We start from the raw sequence: 23,860 nt of genomic DNA, 5'->3' as shown, positions 1-23,860 counted from the left end.
TTAAAATAAAATAAATAATGAAAAGATTTTAGCTTGGAATTAAATATGAATTTTAATAATAATATTTTCTACTTTTCATAACATCTTTAGGTCGAATTCCAAAAAATTGGATAAATGCATTTGTAAAACTTTGTTGGTGTTTGTATCCAACAAAGTTTGAAATTTCAGAGATAGAAAATTCACTTGTTTCAAGTAGTTGTTTAGCATGTATCATTTTATGTTCTAATATCATGTTTCCAGGAGTTGTGTTAAAAAGTTGTTTAAAACCAAACTTTAATTTAAATTCATTTAATGCAATTTTTCTTGAAAGAGTAGTTAAATCAGGAAACTCATGGGTTAAAAGAATAATATCTCTAGCTTTATATAAAGCTTCAATATCTTGTTCTGAGAGTTTTATTTTTTCATCTGAATTATATTTAGTAGGACTTATTAGTTCATTTAATTCATTATAAATAATTTCCAAACATTTACTTTGCAAATATATATCATGTAAATTACCATGAAAAGGTGAGTTATAAAGTTCTTGTGCTAGTTTAATATTTTTCTGATTATCTATTTTATGAATTAATGTTGAAGATAATTTATTTGATTTTTGATTTTTTAATTCTTCAATAACAGAAAAATGAGAATAAAGATATTTTTCTAAAAAATTATTTTTTATTGATATCGCTATTCCTTTAGAATTACAATCTTTATCCAATATAGTTGTAGAATCATATTCATCTATATATTTTATATAAGTATCATTTTTTATATATGTTTCAACTTTTTCGTAAGGTAAATCTTTATATTTAATTTTTCCATCTAATAAAATACTAATAATTAAACTATCAACTTTTGAATTAGCTTGAATTTCAATATTTTGCTTGGTTTTTGCATGAGTTTTAAAAAGAAAAATATCTTCATTTATAATCTCTTTTTCACAACTCATTGAACCTATTTTATCTGGAAATATTAAATTAAACTCTTTTTTAACTTTTGAAGAACACATAAATTCACTCATATTGTCTAATGTAAAATTATAAGACATTCTCTCCCTTAATGTTAAAAAAAAATACTAAATTACTAAATTCATACTTGAACTTGATAATTAATATCATTATAATTCAAACTTATTTAAATACACCTAAAAAGAGAGATTGAAAAATGTTAAAAAGTAAAAAGCTGCTATTTATTTCTTTAATTGCTAGTTCGATTTTATATGCTCAAGAAGGTACTTTTATACTTGAAGATATAACTGTTAGTGCAAATAAAATAGAAGAAAATGTTCAAGATGTTCCTCAAAGTATCACAGTAATTAGTGAAGAAGATTTACAAGATAAAGGAATTAAAAATATATCTGATGTTATAAAACAAATTCCAAGTATGAATATACAAGATACTTCAAATGGTAAACAAAGCTCATTTAGAGGATTAAATACTTCAATGTTTACAAATAATAATCCTATTGTTATATATATTGATGGAGTTCCATATTATGATAGATTTGATTTTGATCCATCATTAGCAAATGTGGAACAAATTGAGGTTTTAAGAGGTCCTCAAGGTACACTTTACGGTAAAGATGCCATTGGAGCAGTTATTAATATTATTACAAAAACTCCAACAAATGAATTCAAAGGTAGTATTGGAGCTGAATATGGAAATGATAACTTCATGAAAACAACACTAAATGCCAGTGGAGCAATAATAGATAATAAATTATTCGCTGGAATCAATGGTTCATTTAAAAGTGATGATGGTTGGATTACAAATAATTATGAAGGTATGAATGAAAATGCAAATGAAAAAAAAGATAGAAAAACGAGTGGATTTTTACTTTTTAAACCCACAGATGAGTTATCAACAAAATTAACTATTACAAACAATTATGTAAAAAACTACTTTATGGATGGTTTTAGTTCAAACCCAAGTTTAGATATAAATAGTTTAAAACGAAAAGATGCCAAAAATGCAAGTTTTGATGTTCCTGCATTTGATAAATCAAAAGTAAATTCACAAGCTTTAAATCTCTCTTATGAAGTGGAAAAATTTAAAATTGATTCTACTACAACTCATAAAAAATCTGATTTAGATGCCCAATTTGATACAGATAATAAAGCAAATCAAGGTGCAAATGATGGCTTAAAACAATGGAATTATACAAATCTTGACACTTGGGCACAAGAGCTAAAACTATCAAGTAAAAATCAAAATATAAAATGGATTACGGGAATCTATTTGGATAAAGAAGATAGAGATCAAGGTCCGTATGGTTATGAACAAGACTATAATGGTGCAGTTTATGAAGGAGATACTTACTCTACAACAAATAGTAAAACTCAAGCAATTTTTGGACAAACTATGATTCCCTTAGGTGAAAGTTTTGAATTAACATTAGGTGCAAGATATCAAAAAATCAAAAAAGAGATTGATTTAATTGGAACTAGTAGTTGGGGAGGTTCATCATTTCCTGATTTAACTTATCAAGATGAAAAAGATTGGAATAGTTTTTTACCAAAAGCTGCACTTTCATATTTCATAAATGACAATTTAACTACATATTTATCGGTTTCAAATGGTTATATGCCAGGAGGGTTTAATACTTTTCCATCAACAAATGTAAGTAGTGATAATACTTTTGATCCACAAAAATCAACAAATTATGAATTAGGGATGAAACATACAGGAGAAACATATTTAATTAATACTTCAATTTTTAGAATGAATATTGAAGATGTTCATGTTTATAAACAACTTGGTGCTCAATTTATAACTGATAATGCAAAAAAAGCTCACTCACAAGGAATAGAACTTGATGGAAAATATTTTCTAACGGACAATATAGAATTATCAGGAGCATTAGGATTAATTCAAGCAAAATATGATGATTATGATAATGGAACTAGAAAATTTGATGGAGAAAGAATTGAAAGTACACCAAGATATACAGCAAATTTAGGGATAGCTTATATCGCTGATGCTGGTATTTATGGAAGATTAGATTTTAATGCAAGAGGAAGTACAACTTATGCGGATGGAGCAAATGATAATCAAATGATTGAAGCTGATGGAGGAATTACTTCTAATGCTAAAATTGGCTATAAAATAAATACTTGGGATATTTATAGCTATATAACAAATATCACCGATGAAGATTATGTAACTTCATATATGTCAAAAGCTAGTGTTTCATGGGTAGGATTTAATGAACCAAGAAGATTTGGTGTAGGTGCTATCTATAAATTTTAATACTTCTAAAATAAAAAATAATCCCTTTAACTTAAAATAGATATTGATATGACTTATCAATATCTATATACTTTTTATCTAAACCTTTTAGGAAAATTATATGAAAAAATATGAAAAACATAAACAAGGACTTTGGGCTATTATAGCTCCTGTAAATGGTTATATTAAAACAGCTATTAGCTTATCTATTATTGGAGGAATAACTTCAATAATTGGGTTTGTTTTATTAGCCTATGTTTTATTATTAAGTATTAAAGAAAAATCGGATTTTTTTCAATTTGAGCTTTCTTTTAACGAAGCTTTTTTACTCTTAACTTTTGTGGTAATTATCTCTTTTTTAACACGATATTATTCTTTTGTAATATCTCATTTAGGTGCTTTTAAACTTGAAGAGATTTTACGAACAAATATTACAGCGCATTTAGCAAAAATACCTTTGGGATATGTAATAACAACTGGAACAGGAGCTTTAAAAAAAGTTTTGTTAGATGATGTAAAAAATCTTCACGCTTTTGTAGCTGATAGTATTCCTATGATTGGTAAAAGTATCACTACTCCAATAGCTTCATTATTTGCACTTCTAATTATTAATTATGTTTTCGCACTAGTAGCTTTGTCTGTATTACTTATTGGAGCAGTGATTATGTATTTTGTGATGAAAGATTCAGTAAATCACAGAAAAAATTATGAACAAAGTCAGTCTGACATAAATAAAGCAGTAATAGAATTTATTCAAGCAATGATGGTAGTAAGAACTTTTGATGATGGAACAAGCTCTTTTAAAAGATACAATGAATCATTACTTAGATATAGAGTTCATTTAAAAGCTTGGATAGCTGAAACAAGTACTCCTGCAAAAATTTCGATGACAATTTTAAGTCCTATGCCAACTTTACTAGCCATAAGCCTTCTTGGAATCTTTTTTGTTTTGAATGGTACATTAGATTTTGTGAGTTTTATTGCAATATTACTTGTAAGTACGGGAATGGCTGATTCGTTAATGCCTATTATGTGGATGAGTAACTTTATCAAAAAATCAAGTTCTTCAGCACTTAGAATTCAAGAAATTATGGATTTACCACAATTAACTTATAAAAAAGATAAACAATTACTTAAAAATTTAAATATAGAATTTGATAATGTATCTTTTAAATATGAAAATAGATTAGATTATGCTCTACAAAACATTAGTTTTAAAGTTAAAGAAAAAAGTGTAACAGCATTAGTTGGACATTCAGGTGCTGGAAAAAGTACTATAGCAAAACTAATTCCTAGGTTTTGGGATATTACAAGTGGAAGTATCAAAATAGGAGAAGTTGATATAAAAGATATTGATGCAACAACCTTAATGGACACCATTTCTTTTGTATTTCAAGATACTTTTTTATTTAATGATACCCTTGAAAATAACATCAAAATAGCAAATTCAAATGCTACTAGAGAAGATATGATTGAAGCTTGTAAAGCAGCCCAAATTCATGATTTTATTTTGACTTTACCAAAAGGTTATGAAACATTAGCTGGAGATAGAGGAACAAATCTTTCAGGTGGTCAAAAACAAAGAATTACAATTGCTAGAGCAATCTTAAGAAATGCTCCTATTGTAGTTTTAGATGAAGCAACCGCATTTGCAGATCCAGAAAATGAAGAAGAAATTATAAAAGCTTTAGCAAATTTAATGAAAAATAAAACTGTTATAGTAATAGCTCATAGATTATCCACAATCAAAGATGTGGAGCAAATTATTGTTTTTGATGATGGGAAAATAAGTGAAATAGGAAAACATAATGAACTTTTAGAAAATCAAGGAATTTATGCAAAATTGTGGAGTGACTATGAAAAATCACAAAATTGGCATTTACACTATAAAGGGGATGTAAAATGAAAACAAAAATGAAATTTGCATCAATTTATGAAGTTTATAAAATTACATTAGAATTATCAGGTAAACATGTTAATAGTTTTAAAAAAAGTTTATTATTATTTACTTTATCTTTTATTGCTCAAGGTTTAGCATTTTCAATGTTCTATCCCTTTTTAAAATCTTTATTTGCACCAACTTTAATTATAAATGACATTTGGTTATATTTTATTCTAATGTTATTTTTTAGTGGAATTTCATTTATTACAAAATGGAAAGGACATGATTTTGATTATGCAGGGAATATTGTGGAAATTACCCACGATATTAGAACAAAATTAGGAATTAGTTTAAGAACAATGCCTTTAGAAAAATTATCAAGCTATAAAACAGGTGAACTTAATGCTGTTTTTTCAAGTAATGTAGATGAAACTGTTTTGCACATGGGCATGATGGCTTCTTTATTTTTACAAATAGTAATTGTACCTTTTACTATTGTTATTGCAACATTTATTGTAGATTACAGATTGGCATTAATTATGTTAATTTTATTTCCCCTTGCTATTCCTTTATATGCTTGGAAAAGAAAATTAGCAATAGAAGAAAAAACTCAATTTACTACTGAAAATGCTTCTTTAGAAGCTCGATTTATAGAGTATATTCAAGGATTAACAGTTTTACGAGCTGTTAATAAAGTTGGTATAAATGCACAAAATTTACAAAATTCTATAAAAAATGTTAAAGAAATACAAAAACAAGGATTATATAAAGGACAATTACCCTTTGTATTAATGGGGATTTTAATTGAATTTACTCTTTTAGCAATTTTATTTATTGGAGCTTGGTTTATAAAAGATAATAGTTTGGCATTAGTAACATTAGGAGCTAGTATTATAATTGTTGCTCGATTAACAGAACCATTATCTTTACTTTTAGGGGTTGTTCCTATGTTTGATTTGATGGATTCAGCTTTTAGAAAAATCAAATCAATCTTAGAAATTAAACCTTTAATAATATATGAACCTATACAAAAAAATAATAACTTTGATATAGAATTTAAAAATGTAGATTTTACATATCTTAATCAAGATAAAAAAGCTATCAATAATATAAATTTTTTTATGCCAAATAAAACTATGACAGCTATTGTGGGACATTCTGGTTGTGGTAAAACAACATTGGCTAAACTAATTATGCGATATGCAGATATTCAAAAAGGAACAATTAAAATTGGTGGGGTTAACATCCAAAATATGACAGCTAATGATTTAATGAAAAATATATCAGTTGTTTTTCAAGATGTCTATTTATTTGATGATACGATTATGAATAATATTCGTATGGCAAATCCAAAAGCAACAGATAAAGAAGTAGAAGATGCTGCAAATAGCGCCTATTGTCATGAATTTATCACAAGATTACCCAATGGCTACAATACTAAAATAGGAGATATTGGTGGAAATTTAAGTGGAGGAGAAAAACAACGAATAAGTATTGCAAGAGCCATTTTAAAAAATGCTCCAATAGTTATTCTTGATGAACCAACGGCAGCTCTTGATACCCAAAGTGAAGTAGCTGTCCAAAGAGCCATTGATAAACTTGTAGAAGATAAAACCATTATCGTTATAGCTCATAGGCTTTCTACTATTGCAGGTGCTGATAATATACTTGTAGTTAATAATGGAGAAATTGTTGAAAGTGGTACACATGATGAATTAGTAAAAGAAAAAGGTAAATATTTTAATATGTGGCAAGCTCAACAAAGAGTAAAAGAATGGAGTTTAGATGCATAAATGTTCTTGTTTAACGCCTCAATCTATTTTATTGTTAGCTAGTTTATATATCACTCAATATGTTGGTTTTTCTTTTTTTTCAGTAGCAATTATTGCAATTTGGAGAAAAAGTGGAATGCAACTTGAAGAATTGGGATTTTTTTCTCTAATTAGTTTAGTTTGGGTAATAAAATTTTTATGGGCACCTTGGGTAGATAAATATGTTACAAAACATCATGGAAATTATTCTAGTTTCCTTAAAATAGTACAATTATTTTTGATTATTTCAATTGTTTTTACCTCTTTTTTTGATGTTATTGAAGATAAATTAATTGTTATTATAGCTCTTATTTTAGTAGGACTTTTAGCTTCTACACAAGATATAGCAGCTGAGGGTTTAGCTTTTAAACTTTTAACTAAAAGTGAAAGAGGATTAGGAGGAACACTTAAAACTTCAGGAGGAATACTTGGAAATATTTTAGGAGTTGGAGGAGCTTTAGCTATTTATGAATATTTTGGTTGGAGTGTAACAGTCTTACTTTTAGCATTTATTACAACTATTACTTTTATTCAATTATTACTTTATAAAGAATCAAAATGTGTAGTTGAACATACAATTCAGGATATCTCATGGAGACTTTTTTTCCAATTCTGGAATAAAAAAGGGCGTATTTTATTACTTGTCTTATTGATTCTTTATCCAATAGGAATGACTATTTCTTATGCTTTATTAACTCCAATATTAGTTGATGTGGGTTATGGCTTAGATAAAATAGGTTTTATAAATGGTGTAGTTGGAAGTATTCTAGGAATTATTGCTTCTGTAATTAGTGGCTATTTATTAAAAATATTTTCTAGAAAAACTATGCTTATTGGCATTAGCATTTTTGAATGTTTAGGATTTTTAACTCTATTGTTTTTAGTTAATGGATATACAAATATTTTATTTGCTTCTTTATCTATGAGTATTATTTTTATAAGTTATAGCGCTTCTATGCCAATTATTCATGCTTTGATGATGGATCAATTATCAACAAAATCTCCAAGTACAGAATATGCTTTGCAATTTTTCCCTTTTATGTTAATGGGAGTTCTTGCTAGTGCTTTTGGAGTATCTTTATCAGGAATTTTCGGTTATAGCACTATGATTATAGTTGCTTCTTTATTTTCATTTATTTCAATGATGTATGTATTATTATTTTTTAAAGGAATTGAATATGAAAGAAATTAAACCTTTAATGGTTATTACAATTTTATGTGTATCTTCAATGATGGCTTTTTTAGCAGTAGTTGGTCCAATAGTGAGAAAATTAGGTTTACAAGAGTGGCATGCAGGTCTTATGGTAGCACTTGCAGGTGTTGCATGGATTTTTTTATCAAGATTTTGGGGTAAAAAAAGTGATATTTATGGACGAAAAAATATCTTACTACTTGCAATTTTTGGATTTTTTATCTCTTATTTACTTTTAGCAATATTTGTAAATTATGCAGTTATAACTCCTCCACTTGTTATTATTTCTCTTTTAGTTTTAATCGCCACAAGATTATTAATAGGAGTATTTTATTCAGCTGTTCCACCAGTTTCAAATGCTTTAATCGCAGATAAAGTAGAAGCACAAAAAAGAACTTCTTATATGGCTAGTCTTGGAGCATCAAATGGTTTGGGTATGATTTTAGGACCTATAATTGGTGGGGCTTTAGCTGTTTATGGATTGGCTATTCCTTTATATGCTGCTGCAATTTTGCCATTAATTGCAGTTTTTATGGTCTTTTTCTTTTTAGAAAAAGATGTCAAAATTAAAAAAACAAAAGATACACCTTTACATTTTTTTGATAAAAGACTAAGACTTCCAATGATTGCTTCATTTATTACTATGTTTAGTATTGTTACTTCACAAGTTTGTTTAGGTTTTTTCATCTTAGATAAATTTCAAATGAGTGAAATAGATACTGCAAAAACTACTGGATATATTTTGGCAATAATTGGTGTTGTATTTATAGCTACACAAATTATAGTTTCAAAACTAAAAAATGTAAAATCTATATCTTGGTTGATTTTAGGCTCAATTTTCGCAACAGTAGGATATTTTTTAATAAGTCTTATATCAACAAAAATTGAATTAACTCTTGCTTTTTGTATTGGAACTATTGGGCTAGGTATGATAATGCCAGCATTTATGGCAATTACTTCAAATAGTGTAAATGCAAATGAACAAGGAGTTGCAGCAGGAACGGTATCATCTGCTCAAGGTTTTGGAATTATTGTAGGACCATTACTTAGTACAGTTTTATATAAAATCTCCCCAGAGTTTCCATTTATCTTTGCAAGTTTAATTTTTGCTATTTTAGTTACAATCTCTCTTTCATATAAAAAAAGAGGATTTGGATGTTAGAAATTTTAATTTTATCATTTGCGCTTAGTATGGATGCCTTTGCAGTTTCTATTGGGCTTGGAATAAAAAATAAAGGTGATGTAAAAATCTTAGCATTAAAAGCTGGATTATTTTTTGGTATTTTTCAAGCATTAATGCCATTTATTGGATACCTTGGAGGAATTGGACTAAAAGAGTATATTCAAGGATATGATAGCATCATTGCTTTTGTCTTATTAGTAATCATTGGTGGGAAAATGATATATGAAGCCTTAAATGAAAATGTTGAAGAAGAGATAACAAAAATATCAAATAAAATTTTATTGACTTTAGCAATTGCTACAAGTATTGATGCGATGGCTGCTGGATTTACTTTACATCTTTTTGATTTAAATGTTTATTTATCTTTATTTCTTATTGGATTTATTACATTTATCATTAGTTATATTGGTGTATTTGTAGGAAGTCATGGTGGAGAAAAATATGAAAGTAAAGCTGAAATTTTAGGTGGAGTTGTGCTTATTTTAATAGGTTTTAAAATCTTACTTTTTTAGATTTTTTGGATACTTTAGATATAATTCTGCAAAAAATAAAAGGATTATGATTTGAGAATTTTATCAGGTATTCAACCATCAGGAACAATACACATAGGAAACTATTTTGGTATGGTAAAAAAAATGATAGAGTCACAAAATGAAGGTGAACTTTTTGCATTTTTAGCATCATATCATGCTTTAACATCAGTGAAAGAAAAAGAAGCTTTAGAAAACAATACTTATGAAGCAGCAATTAACTTTTTAGCACTAGGAATGGACCCAGAAAAATCAACATTTTGGGTACAACACGATGTAAAAGAGGTTCTTGAGTTATACTGGATACTATCAAATCACACTTCTATGGGACTATTAGAGAGAGCTCACTCTTACAAAGATAAAACAGCAAGAGGAATTGTAGCAGGTCATGGATTATTTTCATATCCAGTTTTAATGGCTGCTGATATTTTACTATTTGATTCAAATATCGTGCCTGTAGGAAAAGACCAAATTCAGCATGTTGAAATGACAAGAGATATTGCAACTTCGTTCAATCACGCTTATAATAAAGAGATTTTTGTTTTACCTGAATCAAGAGTTGATGAAATAGTTGCTACAGTTCCAGGAACTGATGGAGCTAAAATGTCTAAATCATATAACAATACAATTGATATGTTTACAAGTGCAAAACAAAGAAAAAAACAAGTTATGGGAATTGTAACAGATTCAAGAGAATTGGATGAGCCAAAAGAGTGGGAAAACTGTAATATCTATACTTTATGTAAACTATTTATGAATGAAGATGAATTAAAAAATTTACAAAAAAGATATGCAACTCCAGGTGAGGGATATGGTCATTTTAAAATGACTCTACTTGAAAAAATAAATGAATATTTTGCACCTTATGAAGAAAAAAGAGAATATTACTTAAACAACAAAAAAGAAGTAAGAGAAATATTAACTTTTGGGGCACAAAAAGCTAGAAAAATTGCAGCAGCTAAAATGGAAATTATTAGAGATGCTGTGGGTTTAATCTAAAATATAAAAGAGTTTTACTCTTTTATATTTATAACTTCTTGAATATTATCAAAAATATCTTCAACTCTTTTTTGCCAAAGTTTTCCAAACTCAAGTTTTTCATCATTTGTAGCATTTCCTTGCAAAGATTTTTGCATCAAGAAATTTAAATCTTCATGTGGTTTTACAGAAGATGGATTATAAAAAACTTCTACACTTTTATGGCTATCTGTTCTTGTAAATCTTACATTTGAACCATTTATATCTTGTTCAAATTTCATTAAATGATTTCTATCATATTTTCCAGCAAGACCTTTAAACCCATTTGTTGTAGCAGCTCCCGTGATATTCATAATCACATTTCCAATAGCTCCTGCAACGCCAGTAGTTTGGCTTTCGCTAAATTCAACAATAATTTCACCACGTATTGGGATCTCATTTTTATATAAAGCTTCTAAACCTTTAAACGTCATAAGATAAGCTCCTAAAACCGTAGGACACGAATGCCCTGCACTTTTTACGATATCTAAATATGAAAATTCTATTATTCCATCTTCAAAAGCACCTAAAAAAGAGGCTAAATCATCTTGTAGTTTTATTATTGGGATTTTATTAAAAAATTGTGGGTAAGTCATCATAAGTCAAACCTTTGTGTTGGCGTTTTGCTCTAACACAAAAGTTTGAGTATTTTGTATTAGGCTATTTTTTTACAAATAAAGATTAATTTATCAGCATGTTCATCTGTATGTAAATTAAACTCTTTTATCTCTTGAATTTCAAAACCACACTCTTTTAGAAGTTTCGTTAAAAACTCTTTTGAGTGGTATTCTTGGATTATTGAATCTTGTTCTTTTGAGAAAAGTCCATTTTCTTGTTTTTCAAAAAGTGTAATATCCGTTTGAAGTTTGTTGTTTTCAAAATTTGCATCAATAGCAATAAATTTGTCTTCAACATCAATAGTAATACACCCTTGAGCAACTTCTTCAAATCCGAAAAGTGAGTTTACATCAAAAATAAAATAAGCACCTTGATTTAAAACAAGATTTGTCTCTTTGATAAACTGCTTTAACTCTTTTTTGGGAATATAATTTAGAACATCAAAAATAGCTGTTGCACAATCAAATTTTTCTTTTACTTCGCCTAAAGCTATTGCTTTTGCATTTAGATTTTTAGTTTCACAAACTTTGATTTGTTCAACACTTAAATCAATTCCAAAATATTTCTTTTTATTTACTTTTAGATTCTCTAAAAAATATCCTTGACCACAACCAATATCAATTATATTATCAAGGTCATTTACCATTACAAATCGTAAAAATTCTCTATGTAAAGTATAAACTTCTTCTTCAAAATCTAAATAAGGCTCAACTTTTGCGTATAAATCTAATCCCATTATATATGTGCTTCTATTCTTTCTTTTAAGTCTAAAATTAAATCTTTTTTAGCATAAAAAGAGTTTTTATTTGCTATTAAGTGAGCTGAACTTTCCATAATTGTAGGTCCTATTTCAAGCCCATTTTGTTTCATTGTTTCACCAGTTTCAACAATATCAACAATACAATCACAAAGTCCAACTAAAGGTGCTAATTCAATAGAACCATAAAGTTTGATAATCTCAACTGCCATTGCTTTTTGTTCAAAAAACTTTTTAGCGATTACTTCATGTTTTGTAGCAATTGTGATTTTACTTTTATTGAAATTTAACTCTTCACCCTTTCTTAATCCAAAAGCAACTTTACACTTTCCAAGTTGTAAATCAAGAAGTTTGATTAAGTCATACTCTTTTTCTTCAAGAACATCCAGTCCAACAACACCTAAATCAGCAGCGCCATGCATTACATAAGTTGGTACATCTTGATTTCTAACATTTAAAAATCTAAATCCAGCTTTTTCAAGTATTAATTTTCTATCTTCAAAAATAAACTTTTCACCAAAAGCTTTTTCAAATTTATCAAGAGTTTCCTCAGCAATTCTTCCCTTAGGCAATGCAATTGTTAGCATCAATAATCCTTTTCATGTTCTCAAATATTAAATCTTTTTTATATGTGCTATTTTCAAAATATTTACTCAAAGCTAGCCCATCACCACCAGTGAATATAATATTTTTATTTAAACTTACTTCTTTGATTGGTAAAATGATAGATTTTAACATAGCATATTGTATAGCATCTTTCGTGCGAAGCGGTATTTTATCTAAATTTATCTCTTTTTCAAACTCAAACTTTAGTTTTTTTGATATTTTTGGGTAACTTTTCATAAATCTTCTCAAACCCAAAAGTATAAATCCACCTTTATGATTGCCCTCTTCCATAACATCAACAGTTATTGCACTTCCTGCATCAACAATGACACAATTATCTTGAAAAGAACAAGCAAGAGCCCTATCAATTCCTAAACCTAAATATGAAGTTTGAAAGTTTAGAAGTTTATTTATATTTTTAGCATGGGGATTTTTTTTGATTAATTTTTTACTAGCTTTTTCATTTACAGAAACAAAATAAACCTCATCATCAAAAGGAGGAACTTTTTCATCTAAAAAATACTTTTTATGTTTACCCTTTATCAAAAAATGATAAGTTGTATTTCCAATATCACATAAAATCAACTCTAACACTCCAATCATTTTGTTTTAAATACTCTTTTGCTTTTGAGCAAAGAGGACTTGAGATTAATAACTCTTTTTTCTTAAAATTATGGTCTAAATAAACTGCTAATTTTTCACAAAGTTCCATTAAGTCATTTGCATTTTTTCTTATAAATCTACTTTTTGAATCAACTATAAATATTGCATAAAATTTCGCATCAATCGTTGTTGCACAATAAATATCTATTTTTTTTCTTGAATCTAATTGCTTTGGTAAAATCTGTTTTATCTCTTTGAATAATATATTTTTATTTGTATAGTAAGTTGTTAATTTTTTCAAGATATGCCTTTATTTGAAAAATTATATCTAATAAACTCTTTTTATTAAATTTTATACATAGGGGCACAATTTAATCTAATATATTTAGTTATAATTCCAAAAAAATTCACATAGATAATAAAGAAGCATGTCAGAAATAACCCACCCAGAACAAACAAAAATTACCCAAGCTATCATAAAAGCAGCTGTACTAATGCTCGAATTTGGAGCAGAAAGCATCTTAGTTGAACAAACAGCTCAAAGATTAGGAAATGCCTTAGGTGTTAATTCTGTTGAAATGTCACTAATTCCATCAGCTATTGTATTAACAACTTTATATAACAATCAATCAGTTACAACAACAAGAAGAGTTCATCATAAACCCATTAATATGTCGATTGTTTGTGATGTACAACAAATGGTTATAGAAATGGAAAGAACAAAACATGATGCAGATTTTGTTATGTTAACTATAAAAGATATAAAACCAAACCACTATAATAGATGGTTAGTTGTATTTATGGTGGGATTTGCCTGTGCATCATTTTCAAAGCTACAACATGGAGATTTACCAGCATTTTTTATTACTTTTGCCGTTGCAAGTTTTGCCATGTTTGTAAGACAAGAACTAAATAGAAAAAGATTTCTAATGATGATTACTTTTGGTATTACTTCATTTATAGCAACAACTCTAGCAAGTCTTGTAATATTGCTAAATATTAGTACCACTCCAAATATTATTTTAGCTTCAAGTGTTTTACTTTTGGTTCCAGGAGTTCCTTTTGTAAACTCATTTTTAGATTCATTCAAAGGTTATCTAAGTATGGGTTGGGGAAGATGGCTTCAAGCAATACTTTTAACTATTGCTTCATCATCAGGTATAGTTTTAGCAATGTCAATTTTTAATATCAAAGGGTGGTAAAATGGAAATAATTTTAGATATTTTAATTAAATCAATTTTTGCAAGTATCGCTTCAACTGGATTTGCAATGCTTTTTAATGTTCCAAAACATACTTTGAAGTTTTGTGCACTAGGAGGTGGAATTACTTATATTATTAGAAATGTATCTATTGAACTTGGGGCTTCTATTGAGCTTTCAACTTTTATTGCTTCTTCATACATAGGATATATAACTCTTAAATGGTCAAGAAAATTTTTGATTCCAAGACCTGTATATTCAGTTGCTGCAATTATTCCTATGATTCCTGGAACTTATGCATTTACAGCAATGATTGCTTTAGTTGATATGAATTCCCATGGAGTTACACCTGAATTAATTGAATTATTTATAGAAAACTTCTTAAGAGCATTGGCAATTTTAGGAGCTATTACTTTTGGATTAGCACTTACATCTTTGTATTATATGAGATTAAACAGGCCAGTTATATAAAAGTTCGCTCTTAAGAGCAAACTTTTATTTTTTATAAATAGAATTGTTTTATAAATTCATCACTTACATCTAAGATTTTTCTTTGTCTTAACGATTCAATTACCTCTTTTGTACAATCAACATCATCAGGCCATCTTCGTTTGAAATTGTCGTATGAGTTTTTATCAGTAGCATCCAAACAAATAGTGTGTCCATCAATAAATAAATCTCTGTTAGAGTCAATATTATTAGCAACTCTCCAAACTAACATATATGGATTTGTAACATCATTTTTAGCTGCGTCTACAATTATTAAAATTTTAATATGTTCAAATAGTGGTTTTAAATCTTCAAAAAGATATTTTTGATTTCTTGTTTTTTCTACGCTTATTACTGTAATTGGATTTTTTGTATCTTTAAAATATTGTTTTAAATCTTTTACTTCTGCTGTAATATTTTGTGTTTTAGATAATAATTCACTATCTTCTAAAAGTGTGATTCCCAACTCTTCGATTTCATCACCAGTACAATCAAGTCCTAGCTTTCCACCAACTGCAAATTTTGGACTTGAGTGATCAAGGGCATCAACAACACCCCTAGAAACTAACATATCATCAACATTTATCCTATTTAAAATATATTTTATAACCTCATCATGATTTGTTAAATCTGGTGCTTTTTCATCTACAAAAATAGCATGTTTTACAAAACTCATTTGCCCTACTCCCCAAAATGCATGCATCATTTGACTTGCATGTCCTGGGTATAAAGTTTTAATTTTCGCTAAAATTAGATTATGAAATACTCCATTTTCAGGCATATAATAATCAATCAAATCAGGAGCAGTTGTTTTTAATAATGGTAAAAATATTCTCTCTGTTGCATGTCCCATATATTTATCTTCTAGTGGTGGTTTTCCAACAACTGTTGCTAAAAATGTAGGTTTTGCTTTTGATGTGATTGCAGTAATTTCCATAAATGGATACTCTTCTTCAAGGGTGTAATAACCTGTGTGATCTCCAAAAGGCCCTTCAATTCGAAGTTTTGAAGGATCTACGAATCCCTCAATAATAAAGTCATTATCCCTTGGAACATAAATATCATTTGTTATTGATTTTACAAGTTGAGCATTTTTATTTTTTACAAATCCATAAAGCATAAGTTCAAAAACACCAATTGGAAGTGGCGCTTGTCCACACCAAATATACATAGGATCTCCACCAATTCCGATACTTACTGGCATTTTTTTACCAGCAGCTTTGTATTCATGGAAAAAGTGATTTGAATCTTTATGAATTTGCCAATGCATTCCAAGAGTATTATCAGAATATACTTGAAGTCTATACATTCCTAAGTTTTTTAATTCACCATTTAATGAAGTTGTATAAACTTGTCCCATTGTAATAAAAGGCCCACCATCTTGCTCCCAAGTTGTAAGAATTGGTAAATCAGAAAGTTTCGCATCAGCACCTAATTTTATAACTTCTTGACACTCACCTTTTCCTTTATTTTTTTTAGGAATTGTGTTTTTAAGTGCAAATAGTTTTCCAAAAGTTGAAAGCTTTTCACTAAAAGTTGTAGGTGGTTTCATTTTTAATAGGCTTTCAATTTCTCGTCCTATTTTATCCCCATCACCAATAAAAAGGTTTACCGCTTTTTCATTACAAAATACATTCATTAATACTGGAATATCAAATTTTTTATTGTTTTTTTTATCCACTACGTTTGTAAATAAGATTGCTTTAGAATCCTCTTTTTTAACTTCTATATATGCAATGTGTGGAATTTCTAAATAAATATCTAGTTCATCATCAATAATTTTTAGTAAATCATTCTTTTTTAATAGTTCAATAGCTTCTTTCATTTCTTCCCCAAAGTTAACCTAATAAGGTAATTAGTATAAATCTTATATCATTTTATCAATAAAAAATAGTTTATAATAGAGGTTTTACATATGCTTGATAATATAGAATACAATTTTGATGAAGTAGTTAATAGAAAAAATACAAATTGTGCAAAGTGGGATGGTTTAAAAAGATATTTTGGATATGAAGATCTAAATCCACTTTGGGTTGCAGACATGGATTTTAAAACTCCAAGTTTTATAAATGAGGCAATTATTGATGCTGCGAAAAATGCTTCTTATGGTTATAGCATAGATAGTGATGCTTTATATGAATCAATAATAAACTGGCAAAAGAATCAACACTCTTGGGAAATATACAAAGAAGATATTTATATGATAAATGGTGTTGTTCCAGCTTATAGTGCTTGCATTGAAGCCTTTAGTAATGAAGGTGATGAAGTAATTGTTCAAACTCCAGTTTATCCTCCACTTTTTAAGTCTGTAAATGCAAATAATAGAAAAGTAGTAATAAATGAATTAAAAAATGACAATGGTTATTACACTATGGATTTAGAAGATTTAGAATCTAAAATCACTTCTAAAACAAAAATTCTAGCTCTTTGTTCACCTCACAATCCAGTAGGTCGTGTTTGGAGTAAAGAAGAACTTGAAAAACTTGCAACTATTTGTTTAAAACACAATATTACAATAATTTCAGATGAAATTCATTCAGATATTACATTTAAAAAATTCACTCCATTAGCTTCAATATCAAAAGAGATTGCAAATCAAACTATTACTTTAAATAGTGCTGGAAAAACTTTTAATATTGCTGGATTAAATTGTGCATATGCTATAAGTAAAAATGAAGAGATTTTAGATAAATTTAAAAAAATTGCTCAAAAAAGAGAAATTCAATCAATAAACTTTTTTGGATATATTTCTACAAAAGCAGCTTATGATAATGGTTCAGTATTTGTTGAAGAATTAAAAAAATATCTTTTAAGTAATATTGAGTTTGCAAAAGATTATTTAAAAAAGAAAAATATGAAGATTGATTTTAATATTCCAGAAGCAACTTATCTTTTATGGTTGAATTTTTCTAAATATAATCTTTCACATAATGAAATTAAAAATATATTACTTACAAAATCAAAAATAGCATTAAATGATGGTGTTTCTTTTGGTAGCAGTGGAGATAAACATTTTAGATTAAATCTAGCTCTTAGTCAAAAAGCCCTAGAAATAGCACTAAATCAGTTATCTAAAGAATTTTCATAGCAAAAAAATAGCAAAGTATTACCTTTTTTCTCACTATAAAGATTAATACTTGTAAATATGTGGAAAACTTTATAATGTATTATAAATTAGTGTACAATCAGTGAATAATATTTAATAAATAGGGGGAAAAATGTCAACTCAATTAATTCTAGCCTCTGTTATTTTTGTGGCTATTGGCCTTATACTTACCAGTGTATTTGTACTTAGCAAATTTGTTGGCCCAAAAAACGAAAACTCAGAAATGAAAAATAGTGTTTATGAAAGTGGGGTTACTAATCCTATTGGAACAACTAATTTTAGATTTTCTGTCAAGTTTTATTTAGTTGCCATTTCCTTTTTATTATTTGATGTGGAAATAATTTTTATGTTTCCTTGGGCTATAAATATTTTAGAGTTAGGTTATTTCGGACTTTTTAAAATGTTTATATTTATGGGATTACTCTTCGCAGGATTAATTTATCTTTATAAGAAAAAGGCTTTATCATGGGATTAGGAGTTGAATCTAAATTAGGTGACTCTATTGTTACAACGAGACTTGATCATGCAGTAAATTGGGGAAGATCATACTCATTATGGCCAATGGTATTTGGAACAGCTTGTTGTGCCATAGAATTTATGGCTGCTGCTGGTTCTAAATATGACTTATCAAGATTTGGAGCAGAAGTTGTAAGATTTTCTCCAAGACAAGCAGATTTATTAATTGTTGCTGGAACTATTTCATATAAACAAGCTCCTATTTTAAAAAAAATCTATGAACAAATGTGTGAACCAAAATGGGTTATTTCTATGGGTGCATGTGCATGTAGTGGAGGTTTTTATGATAACTATACAACTCTTCAAGGAATAGATCAAATTATTCCAGTAGATGAATATATTGCAGGTTGTCCTCCACGTCCTGAAGCTATTCTTGATGCAATTATGAGAATTCAAGAAAGAGCACATGATGAATCTATTTTAAAAGATAGAGTAAAAGAGTTTAAAGGATTTTTAGATGCTTAATTGTGATTTATTAATTGATTCTAAAGATATTAGAACAACTCTTTTAAGATTAAAAAATGAAGAAAATTACACAATATTATTAGATATTACAGTAGTTGATTATTTAAAATTTCCAGATACAACTCCATCAAGATTTGCTGTGGTTTATATTTTAAGAGATTATTCATTTAAAAATCAAATTTCTATAAAAGCTTTTGTTGATGATAATACTCTTGAAGTTATAACTGCTAGTGATTTATATGAATCTGCAAATTGGGCAGAAAGAGAAGCTTATGACCAGTATGGTATTAAGTTCAAAGGTCATCCTAATTTAAAAAGAGTTTTAAATCATCATCAGTTTGTTGGACATCCTTTAAGAAAAGATTATGAAATCACAAAAGGTCAAATCTGTACTGAAACTGAAGATTTGATGGATGAAATGAACCCTTTATTAGCATCAAAAGGTTATACACCAGAAGATATTAATGATTTAATGTTATTAAATGTAGGACCATCACACCCAGCAAGTCATGGAACAATAAGAAATTTTGTTGCAATGGAAGGTGAAACAATTGCAGCTTGTGTGACAGAAATTGGATATTTACATAGAGGTTTTGAAAAATCTTGTGAAACTCACACTTATTCACAAATTATTCCATATACTGATAGATTAAATTATTGTAGTGCTATTTTAAATAATATTGGTTATTCAAAAGCGGTTGAAGAGATGTTAAATATTGACATAACTCCCAGAGCCAAAATGATAAGAGTAATTATTGGTGAATTAAGTAGAATTATTGACCATTTAGTTTGTAATGCAGCAAATATGGTTGATTTAGGTGGACTAACAAACTTTTGGTATCTATTTGCTCCACGTGATATGGCTTATGATTTATTATCAAAATTAACAGGTGCACGTCTAACAAATACTTACACAAGAATTGGTGGTTTAGAATTTGATTTATATGATGGTTTTAATGAAGATTTAACAGCAGTTTTAAAAGCAACGCAAACAGCTATTGATGACGCTTTATCATTAATTGCTCATAATAAGATTTTCTTAGATAGAACTCAAGATGTTGGTGTTATAAAACCAGATTTTGCAATTCAATATGGAATTACTGGACCAAATTTAAGAGCTGCTGGTGTAGCTCATGATTTGAGAAAAAATAAACCTTATTATGGATATGAAAATTTTGATTTTGACATTGTTGTAGGAAGTCATGGAGATATTTACGACAGAATGATGTGTAGATTTGAAGAAATGAGACAATCTATTAGTATTATTAAACAAGCTATGAAGGTACTTCCTGATGGACCTATAAATGTAAATGCTCCAGGAATTTTACTTCCAAGTAAAAAAGATGTTTATGGAAATATTGAGGGTTTAATGAATCAATTCAAATTAACATTTGAGGGAATAAAAGTTCCCAAAGGTGAATATTATTCATCAACTGAAGCCGCGAATGGCGAGTTAGGATTTTTCATAGTTAGTGATGGAAGTGGAAGACCTTACAAAGTTAAATGTAGACCTCCTTGCTTTTATTCACTTTCAGCCCTATCAAAAATTTTTGAAGGTGGAATGTTAGCAGATGCTGTTGTTACAATGGCGAGTATGAATTTTATTGCCGGGGAGTTTGATAGATAATGAATACTTTTAAATATACACCTGAGAATGAAGTTAAATTTCAAGAATATGTATCAAGATATCCAAAAATTGACTCTTGTATGTTACCTGCTCTTTGGTTAGTTCAAGAACAAGAGGGATGGCTTAGCCCTGAATCAATGATTTATGTAGCTGATAAATTAGGAAAAACTCCTATTCAAGTATATGAAGTTGCAACTTTTTATACTATGTTTAACCTAAAACCTATTGGAAAATATCATATTGAATTATGTAAAACTCTATCTTGTATGTTATGTGGTTCTCAAGAAATAAAAAATTACATAAAACAAACAATAGGAATTGAAGCTGGACAAACAAGTGAAGATGGATTATTTCATTTAAGCGAAGTTGAATGTATGGGAGCTTGTGGTGGAGCTCCGATGTTTGCTTTAAATGGTGAATACCATGAAAAATTAACTATAGAAAAAGTTGATGAATTAATTAAGGAGTGCAAAAAATGATAACAAAAATTGTAAGCAAAAATTTTGACATTCCAAATTCTCATAAATTAGAAGTTGCTCTTGCAAATGGAAGATATTCTTCTATTGACAAACTTTTTTCTATGAATCCAGATGATGTTATAAAAGAAGTTACAGCATCAGGACTTAGAGGGAAAGGTGGTGGTGGAGCTGCTTGTGGACCAAAATGGGAATTAATGCCTAAAAATGATCCAAGACCAGCTTTTCTAATCGTAAATGGAGATGAATCAGAACCAGGGACTTTTAAAGATAAACAAATTTTCCAATACGACCCACATCTTTTAATTGAAGGAATTATTTGTACTTGTTATGCAATAAATGCTCACCATGCATATATTTACATAAGAGGTGAATATAAATTTTTTATTGATAGAGTGAATGTTGCAATAAAAGAAGCCTACGAAAATGGAATTATTGGTGATAAAATCATGAATAAATATGATTTTAAACTTGATATTACAGTTCATAGAGGTGGTGGAGCTTATATTTGTGGAGAAAAATCAGCACTTATTGAATCACTTGAGGGGAAACGAGGACATCCCAGACTTAAACCTGCAGGAAAAGAGTGTGAATGGTTTTTTGATAATCCAGCAACTGTTAATAATGTTGAAACAATTGCTAGTGTACCAAATATTGTTGAAAATGGTGCAATAGGCTATACAAAATATGGTACAGAAAAATCACCTGGGACTATGTTATTTGCAATTTCAGGACCTGTGAAAAATCCAGGTGTTTATGAAATAGCATATGGAAATAAAATGATAGATTTTTTAAATCAAATTGGCGGAGGGATGAGAGAGGGGAAAAAATTAAAAGCAATTATTCCAGGAGGTTCATCTTGTCCAATTTTAACAGCAGATGAAGTTGAAATAGCGGTATTAGATTATGAGTCTATGGGAAGTATAGGTTCAACTTTAGGGACAGGAGGAATGATAGTTATTGATCAAGATACATCTATGGTTGATGTAGCTAAAAATTTGATAGAGTTCTATCACCATGAATCTTGCGGTCAATGTACACCTTGTAGAGAAGGTACTGGCTGGATAGATAAGATTTTGAAAAAAATCATAAGTGGCGATGGTTCAACAGAGGATTTAAATACAATACTTGACATATGTAATACAATGAATGGAAAAACAATTTGTGTTTTTGCACCTGCTGTAAAAGATATTATTCAAAGTATTGTAAAAAAATTCCCTCACGAATTTAATTTATATTTTAAAAACTAAACTAACTAATAACAGGAGAAATTATGACAAAAAATACAATGACATTAACAGATAACAGAAATGGCAAATCATATGAATATAATATAGTTGATGGAACAAGAGGACCTAGCGTTGTAGATATATCTACATTTTACAAAGACTCAGGAATGTTTACTTATGACCCAGGTTACACTTCAACTGCATCTTGTGAATCAAAAATCACATTTATTGATGGTGAAAATTCTGAATTAAGATATAGAGGTTATGATATTACAGATTTAGCTGGTAAACACTCTTTCTTAGATGTTTCTTATTTATTAATGAGAGGAAAACTTCCAACTCCTGAAGCTTCTAAAAACTTTGATTTAGAAATCAGACATAGATCATTCTTACATGAAGGAATCATTAGATTATTTGATGCATTACCAGATGGAGCTCACCCAATGGCAACTATGGGAGCTGCAACTATGGCTTTAGCAGCATTTTATAAAGATCATTTACATTTAGAAGATGAAGAACAATTTAAAATGATGAGAAGAAGAATTTTAGCTAAAATGCCAGTTATTGCTGCTATGGCTTATAGAAATTCAATTGGTACACCACTAATTTATCCAGATGTAAATAGATATTTCACTGAAAACTTCTTATATATGTTAAGAGCATATCCAGGTGGAAAAATGAAATATTTAGGTGATGGAGTAAATGATGAAATCAAACAAGTTGAAATTGATGCACTTGATGCAATCTTAACTTTACATGCTGATCATGAACAAAATGCTTCTACAACAACTGTTAGAAATGTAGGTTCTACTGAAGCTCATCCTTATGTTGCAATTGCTTCTGGTATCTCTGCTCTATGGGGATCTGCTCATGGTGGAGCTAATGAAAAAGTTATGGATCAATTAAGATTAATTGGTGATGTTAAAAATGTTCCTACTTATATTGCAAAAGCAAAAGATAGAAATGACCCATTCAGATTAATGGGATTTGGACATAGAGTTTATAAAAATAGAGACCCAAGAGCTGAAACATTAAAAGGTTTACAAGATAAATTAAAAGAAGAGTTAAAACTTGATTCTAAATTACTTGATATTGCACATGCTGTTGAACAAGCTGCATTAAGTGATGATTACTTCAAAGAAAGAGGTTTATATCCAAATATTGATTTCTATTCAGGTGTAATTTTAACTGCACTTAGAATTCCAATTGCAATGTTTACTCCAATCTTTGTTATTGGTAGAACTCCAGGTTGGTTAGCTCAATGGTCAGAATTAAAACAAGATCCAAAACACAAAATAGCAAGACCTAGACAATTATATACAGGTAACTAAGAAAAAAACTAA

General features: G+C 28.5%; 23 protein-coding genes. 16 read left to right on the top strand and 7 right to left on the bottom strand.

The genetic code is table 11. The annotated features are described in order from the left end of the window. Positions 1 to 52: 52 nt before the first annotated feature. Positions 53 to 1,030: a helix-turn-helix domain-containing protein gene (locus tag AVENP_RS02435; RefSeq protein ID WP_128357783.1), complete on the bottom strand. Its 978-nt coding sequence runs from the start codon at positions 1,028 to 1,030 to the stop codon at positions 53 to 55. Between the two features lie 116 nt (positions 1,031 to 1,146). Here AVENP_RS02435 and AVENP_RS02430 point away from each other — a divergent pair, with 116 nt between their 5' ends. From AVENP_RS02430 to trpS, 7 genes are all read left to right on the top strand, one after another. Beyond that, entirely contained in the window at positions 1,147 to 3,231 is a 2,085-nt protein-coding gene (locus AVENP_RS02430) for a TonB-dependent receptor (protein WP_128357784.1), read from the top strand. A 100-nt stretch (positions 3,232 to 3,331) separates the two neighbouring features. After that, a complete protein-coding gene (locus AVENP_RS02425) occupies positions 3,332 to 5,116 on the top strand; it encodes an ABC transporter ATP-binding protein (protein WP_128357785.1) in 1,785 nt (594 codons plus the stop codon). Continuing rightward, entirely contained in the window at positions 5,113 to 6,885 is a 1,773-nt protein-coding gene (locus tag AVENP_RS02420; RefSeq protein WP_128357786.1) for an ABC transporter ATP-binding protein, read from the top strand. The genes AVENP_RS02425 and AVENP_RS02420 overlap by 4 nt, the downstream gene beginning before the upstream one ends. Next, positions 6,878 to 8,095, top strand: coding sequence for an MFS transporter (locus AVENP_RS02415; RefSeq protein ID WP_128357787.1), 1,218 nt, complete (start codon positions 6,878 to 6,880; stop codon positions 8,093 to 8,095). The genes AVENP_RS02420 and AVENP_RS02415 overlap by 8 nt, the downstream gene beginning before the upstream one ends. Further along, positions 8,082 to 9,257, top strand: a complete 1,176-nt coding sequence (locus tag AVENP_RS02410; RefSeq protein ID WP_128357788.1) for an MFS transporter — start codon at positions 8,082 to 8,084, stop codon at positions 9,255 to 9,257. The genes AVENP_RS02415 and AVENP_RS02410 overlap by 14 nt, the downstream gene beginning before the upstream one ends. Further along, positions 9,251 to 9,790 carry a manganese efflux pump MntP gene (locus tag AVENP_RS02405; RefSeq protein ID WP_128357789.1) on the top strand — a complete coding sequence of 180 codons (540 nt, stop codon included), beginning with the start codon at positions 9,251 to 9,253 and terminating at the stop codon, positions 9,788 to 9,790. The genes AVENP_RS02410 and AVENP_RS02405 overlap by 7 nt, the downstream gene beginning before the upstream one ends. Before the next feature lie 51 nt (positions 9,791 to 9,841). Continuing rightward, the gene (gene trpS / locus AVENP_RS02400) at positions 9,842 to 10,807 is read left to right on the top strand and encodes a tryptophan--tRNA ligase (RefSeq protein ID WP_128357790.1); all 966 of its coding nucleotides are present in this window, start codon (positions 9,842 to 9,844) and stop codon (positions 10,805 to 10,807) included. Between the two features lie 14 nt (positions 10,808 to 10,821). On the opposite strand, the gene AVENP_RS02395 is transcribed toward trpS, so the two are convergent. Genes AVENP_RS02395 through AVENP_RS02375 form a run of 5 tightly spaced genes read right to left on the bottom strand, consistent with a single transcriptional unit; the run spans position 10,822 to position 13,710 of the window. Then, on the bottom strand, positions 10,822 to 11,421 hold the full coding sequence (locus AVENP_RS02395; protein ID WP_128357824.1) for an FmdE family protein: 600 nt from the start codon (positions 11,419 to 11,421) through the stop codon (positions 10,822 to 10,824). A 59-nt stretch (positions 11,422 to 11,480) separates the two neighbouring features. Beyond that, entirely contained in the window at positions 11,481 to 12,179 is a 699-nt protein-coding gene (locus AVENP_RS02390; protein WP_128357791.1) for a methyltransferase domain-containing protein, read from the bottom strand. Beyond that, complete coding sequence (gene hisG, locus AVENP_RS02385; RefSeq protein ID WP_118885486.1) at positions 12,179 to 12,787, bottom strand: ATP phosphoribosyltransferase; 609 nt, start codon at positions 12,785 to 12,787, stop codon at positions 12,179 to 12,181. Before hisG ends, AVENP_RS02390 begins: the two co-directional genes overlap by 1 nt. After that, on the bottom strand, positions 12,765 to 13,409 hold the full coding sequence (locus AVENP_RS02380) for a type III pantothenate kinase (protein WP_128357792.1): 645 nt from the start codon (positions 13,407 to 13,409) through the stop codon (positions 12,765 to 12,767). The genes hisG and AVENP_RS02380 overlap by 23 nt, the downstream gene beginning before the upstream one ends. Then, positions 13,378 to 13,710 carry a hypothetical protein gene (locus AVENP_RS02375; RefSeq protein ID WP_128357793.1) on the bottom strand — a complete coding sequence of 111 codons (333 nt, stop codon included), beginning with the start codon at positions 13,708 to 13,710 and terminating at the stop codon, positions 13,378 to 13,380. The genes AVENP_RS02380 and AVENP_RS02375 overlap by 32 nt, the downstream gene beginning before the upstream one ends. 127 nt (positions 13,711 to 13,837) lie before the next feature. Between AVENP_RS02375 and AVENP_RS02370 the strand changes: the two genes are divergently transcribed. Beyond that, entirely contained in the window at positions 13,838 to 14,611 is a 774-nt protein-coding gene (locus AVENP_RS02370) for a threonine/serine exporter family protein (protein ID WP_128357794.1), read from the top strand. Between the two features lies 1 nt (position 14,612). Beyond that, entirely contained in the window at positions 14,613 to 15,080 is a 468-nt protein-coding gene (locus AVENP_RS02365) for a threonine/serine exporter family protein (RefSeq protein WP_128357795.1), read from the top strand. A 31-nt stretch (positions 15,081 to 15,111) separates the two neighbouring features. Here the strand turns inward: AVENP_RS02365 and AVENP_RS02360 are convergent, their stop codons facing one another. Continuing rightward, positions 15,112 to 16,923: a menaquinone biosynthesis decarboxylase gene (locus AVENP_RS02360; protein WP_128357796.1), complete on the bottom strand. Its 1,812-nt coding sequence runs from the start codon at positions 16,921 to 16,923 to the stop codon at positions 15,112 to 15,114. A 90-nt stretch (positions 16,924 to 17,013) separates the two neighbouring features. Here AVENP_RS02360 and AVENP_RS02355 point away from each other — a divergent pair, with 90 nt between their 5' ends. The 7 genes from AVENP_RS02355 to AVENP_RS02325 all read left to right on the top strand — a co-directional run bounded on the left by AVENP_RS02355 (position 17,014) and on the right by AVENP_RS02325 (position 23,848). Next, positions 17,014 to 18,186, top strand: a complete 1,173-nt coding sequence (locus AVENP_RS02355; protein ID WP_228201835.1) for a MalY/PatB family protein — start codon at positions 17,014 to 17,016, stop codon at positions 18,184 to 18,186. Between the two features lie 130 nt (positions 18,187 to 18,316). Continuing rightward, entirely contained in the window at positions 18,317 to 18,679 is a 363-nt protein-coding gene (locus AVENP_RS02350; protein WP_128357797.1) for an NADH-quinone oxidoreductase subunit A, read from the top strand. Further along, entirely contained in the window at positions 18,670 to 19,185 is a 516-nt protein-coding gene (locus AVENP_RS02345; protein ID WP_128357798.1) for an NADH-quinone oxidoreductase subunit B, read from the top strand. The genes AVENP_RS02350 and AVENP_RS02345 overlap by 10 nt, the downstream gene beginning before the upstream one ends. Then, positions 19,178 to 20,812, top strand: coding sequence for an NADH-quinone oxidoreductase subunit D (locus tag AVENP_RS02340; RefSeq protein WP_128357799.1), 1,635 nt, complete (start codon positions 19,178 to 19,180; stop codon positions 20,810 to 20,812). The genes AVENP_RS02345 and AVENP_RS02340 overlap by 8 nt, the downstream gene beginning before the upstream one ends. Continuing rightward, complete coding sequence (locus tag AVENP_RS02335) at positions 20,812 to 21,291, top strand: NADH-quinone oxidoreductase subunit NuoE family protein (protein ID WP_128357800.1); 480 nt, start codon at positions 20,812 to 20,814, stop codon at positions 21,289 to 21,291. The genes AVENP_RS02340 and AVENP_RS02335 overlap by 1 nt, the downstream gene beginning before the upstream one ends. After that, complete coding sequence (nuoF, locus tag AVENP_RS02330) at positions 21,288 to 22,538, top strand: NADH-quinone oxidoreductase subunit NuoF (RefSeq protein ID WP_128357801.1); 1,251 nt, start codon at positions 21,288 to 21,290, stop codon at positions 22,536 to 22,538. The genes AVENP_RS02335 and nuoF overlap by 4 nt, the downstream gene beginning before the upstream one ends. A gap of 23 nt (positions 22,539 to 22,561) precedes the next feature. Further along, complete coding sequence (locus AVENP_RS02325) at positions 22,562 to 23,848, top strand: citrate synthase (RefSeq protein ID WP_128357802.1); 1,287 nt, start codon at positions 22,562 to 22,564, stop codon at positions 23,846 to 23,848. The last annotated feature ends 12 nt before the right edge of the window (positions 23,849 to 23,860 follow it).

Origin of the sequence: Arcobacter venerupis (assembly GCF_013201665.1) — a bacterium.
Lineage (GTDB): Bacteria > Campylobacterota > Campylobacteria > Campylobacterales > Arcobacteraceae > Aliarcobacter > Aliarcobacter venerupis.
The sequence above is the reverse complement of the archived record's forward strand: the minus strand, read 5'-3'. Positions and strand labels throughout refer to the sequence as shown.

What these genes read in the sequence shown, in the direction of transcription:
- nuoF (WP_128357801.1), top strand. Translation starts at nt 21,288, where the DNA reads ATGATAACAAAAATTGTAAGCAAAAATTTTGACATTCCAAATTCTCAT.
- hisG (WP_118885486.1), bottom strand. Translation starts at nt 12,787, where the DNA reads ATGCTAACAATTGCATTGCCTAAGGGAAGAATTGCTGAGGAAACTCTT.
- AVENP_RS02415 (WP_128357787.1), top strand. Translation starts at nt 6,878, where the DNA reads ATGCATAAATGTTCTTGTTTAACGCCTCAATCTATTTTATTGTTAGCT.
- AVENP_RS02345 (WP_128357798.1), top strand. Translation starts at nt 18,670, where the DNA reads ATGGGATTAGGAGTTGAATCTAAATTAGGTGACTCTATTGTTACAACG.
- AVENP_RS02370 (WP_128357794.1), top strand. Translation starts at nt 13,838, where the DNA reads ATGTCAGAAATAACCCACCCAGAACAAACAAAAATTACCCAAGCTATC.
- AVENP_RS02395 (WP_128357824.1), bottom strand. Translation starts at nt 11,421, where the DNA reads ATGACTTACCCACAATTTTTTAATAAAATCCCAATAATAAAACTACAA.
- AVENP_RS02410 (WP_128357788.1), top strand. Translation starts at nt 8,082, where the DNA reads ATGAAAGAAATTAAACCTTTAATGGTTATTACAATTTTATGTGTATCT.
- AVENP_RS02390 (WP_128357791.1), bottom strand. Translation starts at nt 12,179, where the DNA reads ATGGGATTAGATTTATACGCAAAAGTTGAGCCTTATTTAGATTTTGAA.
- AVENP_RS02325 (WP_128357802.1), top strand. Translation starts at nt 22,562, where the DNA reads ATGACAAAAAATACAATGACATTAACAGATAACAGAAATGGCAAATCA.
- AVENP_RS02340 (WP_128357799.1), top strand. Translation starts at nt 19,178, where the DNA reads ATGCTTAATTGTGATTTATTAATTGATTCTAAAGATATTAGAACAACT.
- AVENP_RS02335 (WP_128357800.1), top strand. Translation starts at nt 20,812, where the DNA reads ATGAATACTTTTAAATATACACCTGAGAATGAAGTTAAATTTCAAGAA.
- AVENP_RS02405 (WP_128357789.1), top strand. Translation starts at nt 9,251, where the DNA reads ATGTTAGAAATTTTAATTTTATCATTTGCGCTTAGTATGGATGCCTTT.
- AVENP_RS02355 (WP_228201835.1), top strand. Translation starts at nt 17,014, where the DNA reads ATGCTTGATAATATAGAATACAATTTTGATGAAGTAGTTAATAGAAAA.
- AVENP_RS02350 (WP_128357797.1), top strand. Translation starts at nt 18,317, where the DNA reads ATGTCAACTCAATTAATTCTAGCCTCTGTTATTTTTGTGGCTATTGGC.
- AVENP_RS02360 (WP_128357796.1), bottom strand. Translation starts at nt 16,923, where the DNA reads ATGAAAGAAGCTATTGAACTATTAAAAAAGAATGATTTACTAAAAATT.
- AVENP_RS02365 (WP_128357795.1), top strand. Translation starts at nt 14,613, where the DNA reads ATGGAAATAATTTTAGATATTTTAATTAAATCAATTTTTGCAAGTATC.
- AVENP_RS02380 (WP_128357792.1), bottom strand. Translation starts at nt 13,409, where the DNA reads ATGATTGGAGTGTTAGAGTTGATTTTATGTGATATTGGAAATACAACT.
- AVENP_RS02425 (WP_128357785.1), top strand. Translation starts at nt 3,332, where the DNA reads ATGAAAAAATATGAAAAACATAAACAAGGACTTTGGGCTATTATAGCT.
- AVENP_RS02430 (WP_128357784.1), top strand. Translation starts at nt 1,147, where the DNA reads ATGTTAAAAAGTAAAAAGCTGCTATTTATTTCTTTAATTGCTAGTTCG.
- AVENP_RS02420 (WP_128357786.1), top strand. Translation starts at nt 5,113, where the DNA reads ATGAAAACAAAAATGAAATTTGCATCAATTTATGAAGTTTATAAAATT.
- AVENP_RS02435 (WP_128357783.1), bottom strand. Translation starts at nt 1,030, where the DNA reads ATGTCTTATAATTTTACATTAGACAATATGAGTGAATTTATGTGTTCT.